The sequence below is a fragment of the Streptomyces albidochromogenes genome (genome assembly GCF_005981925.1).
GTDB classification, from domain to species: Bacteria; Actinomycetota; Actinomycetes; order Streptomycetales; family Streptomycetaceae; genus Streptomyces; species Streptomyces albidochromogenes.
In genome coordinates this window covers 1-3,019 of sequence record NZ_VBVX01000490.1, presented here as the reverse complement: position 1 = coordinate 3,019, position 3,019 = coordinate 1, and the positions used below count along the sequence as shown (strand labels likewise).

Genomic DNA, 3,019 nt, shown 5'->3' with positions numbered 1-3,019 from the left:
CCCACCCCCACCTCGCACAAGCCACCGTGGCGTACGGGAACGGGCGGCTGACGGCGTATGTGACGGCTGTCCACGACGGGCCCGCCCCCGAGCCCGCCGCGGTCCGGGCCTGGCTGCGGGAGCGGCTGCCGGACCACATGGTGCCCGCGTTCGTCGTCCTGCTGGACCGGCTGCCGCTCACCCCCAACGGCAAGATCGACAAGCGGGCGCTGCCGGAGCCCGGCGCGCCGGCCGCGGCGGACGGGGCGCGGGCGCCCGGCACCGCGCTGGAGGAGATCGTCTGCGCCCTGTTCGCCGAGGTCCTGGGCGTCGACGGGGCACCGTCACCGGACGCCGACTTCTTCGAGCTGGGCGGACATTCGCTGCTCGCCGCCCGGCTCGCGAACCGCCTCGCCTCGGCGCTGGACACCCGGCTCGGCCTGCGTGAGGTCTTCCGGTACTCCACCCCGGCCCGGCTGGCCGCGCATCTCGCGGAGCTCACCGGGCGACGGGCCGCCCTGCCGTCGCCCACGGCACCCGTCAGCCGCCCGGAGCGGCTGCCGCTGTCCTTCGCCCAGCAGCGGCTGTGGCTGGTGAACGGGCTCGAAGCCGGCGGGAGCGCCTACAACGTACCGATGGCGGTCCGCCTCGACGGACCGGTGGACGTGGCCGCGCTGCGGGCGGCGTTCGACGACCTGGCGCAGCGGCACGAGCCGCTGCGGACCCGCATCGCCGTCGCGGACGGCGAGCCCCACCAGGTGGTCGATCCGGCGGGCGAGGTGTCCTTCACTGTGAGGGACGTGGCGCCCGAGGCGGTGGAGGGCGAGCTGAGGGAGGCGGCCGGGCACGTCTTCGACCTCGCGGCCGAACCGCCGTTGCGGGTGACCCTGCTGCGCACCGGCCCGGAGTCGGCGGTGCTGCTGGTGCTGCTCCACCACATCGCCACGGACGGCCAGTCGCTGCGCCCGCTGTTCGCGGACCTCTCCGCGGCCTACGCGGCGCGCCGTGCGGGCCGCGGTCCCGACTGGGCACCGCTGCCGCTGACGTACGCCGACCACGCGCTGTGGCAGCGGTCGGCCCTGTCCGGGCCGGTCCTGGACGAGCAGCTGGAGTACTGGCGCAAGGCGCTGGCGGGGCTTCCGGAGGAGCTGGGGCTGGTGCACGACCGGCCGCGGCCGCCGGTGGCCGGGCTTCGGGGCGGGGCCGTGGAGGTGGACTACGGACCAGAACTCGGCGCGCTCGTACGCACGTTGGCCCGCGCCGAGCGGTGCACGCCGTTCATGGTGGTGCAGGCGGCGCTGGCGGCCACGCTGACCCGGCTCGGCGCGGGCACCGACATCCCGTTGGGCTCGCCCGTGGCGGGACGGTCGGAGGAGAACCTGGCCGGGCTGGTGGGGTTCTTCGTCAACACACTGGTGCTGCGCACGGACACCTCGGGCGATCCGGAGTTCCGCGAACTGCTGCGCCGGGTACGGACCGCGGACCTGGACGCCTTCGCCCACCAGGACGCGCCCTTCGACCTCGTACTGGAGGCAGTCAATCCGGCGCGCTCACTGGCCCGGCATCCGCTGTTCCAGGTGTGCCTGGCGGTGGAGAGCGGTCCGGCGCCCGGGCCGGAGTTCGCCGGGGTGCGGGCGGGCGCGGCCGGGCCGGTGGTGACCGGCGCCGTCAAGTTCGACCTGGAGTTCCTGCTCCACACCGGGGCGGCCGACGGCGGGACCGGAACGCAGGGGCTGGCCGGCACGGTGCTCTACAGCGCGGACGTCTTCGAGCGGGAGACCGTGGAGCGGATGGCCGCGATGTTCCGCCGGATTCTGGAGCAGGCCGTGTCGGCCCCGCACCTGCGGCTGTCCGAGCTGGAGCCGATGGCGGACGCGGACCGGCAGCGGATTCTGGGCGAGTGGGCGGGCACGTCGGTTCCGGTGGACGACCGGTCGCTGACCGGGCGTTTCGAGGAGCAGGTACGGCTGCGTCCACGGGCCACCGCCGTGGTCTTCGGGGACGAGCGGCTCTCGTACGAGGAGCTCAATACCCGCGCCAACCGGCTGGCCCACCACCTGCGGGACACGACGGGGCTCGGGCGCGGAGATCTCGCGGGCGTCCTCCTGGACCGGTCGGCGGACCTGGCCGTCACCATCCTCGCGGTACTGAAGTGCGGCGCCGGATACGCCCTGCTCGACCCGGAGTTCCCCGACGAGCGGCTCACCAGCACCGCCGCCGACGCCGGCATCACGGCCCTCGTCACGTCGGCCGGTCAGACCGGCCGGCTGCGCGGCCCGTGGGCGGTGGTGCCACTGGACGGGACCGACGTGTCCGAGCTGCCGGGCACAGACCTCGCCGTACCCACAGGGCCCGATGACATCGCGTGTGTGATGTTCACGTCGGGCTCGACGGGACGCCCCAAGGGCATCCTCTCCTCCCACCGCAACCTCACCTCCACCCTCACCGCGCAGACCCACTGCGCCTTCGGACCCGGCGAAGTCTTCCTCCAGTGCTCCCCCGTCTCCTGGGACGCCTTCAGCCTCGAATTCTGGGGCGCACTCCTCCACGGCGGCACCACCGTCCTCCAACCAGGCCAACGACCCGAACCCGCCCTCATCGCCGAACTCGCCCAGCAACACCACGTCACGATGCTCCAGCTCTCCTCCAGCCTCTTCAACTACCTCACCGACGAACACCCCGACACCTTCACCACCACCCACACCGTCCACACCGGCGGCGAACCCGCCTCACCCACCCACATCCGGGCCCTCCAGGAGACGTGGCCGCACGTCACCGTGGTCAACGGTTACGGACCGGCCGAGTCGATGGGGTTCACCACCACCCACACCGTCGCGCGCGGCACGGGCGAGGTACCGCCGGCGGTCTCGATCGGTGCTCCGCTGGTCAACAAGTACGCGTACGTACTCGACGACCGCCTGCGCCCCGTACCCCCCGGCACCACCGGCGAGCTCTACCTCGCCGGACACGGCATCGCCCACGGCTACCTCGCCCAACCCACCACCACCGCCACCCGCTTCATCCCCCACCCCTACGGACC

The 3,019-nt window shown here is 73.5% G+C and carries 1 protein-coding gene; it reads left to right on the top strand.

All coding sequences use genetic code 11. The features are described 5' to 3' along the window. Positions 1-26: 26 nt before the first annotated feature. The coding region (locus tag E2E34_RS32950) for a non-ribosomal peptide synthetase (protein WP_138905506.1) at positions 27-3,019 on the top strand (2,993 nt) is incomplete at its 3' end.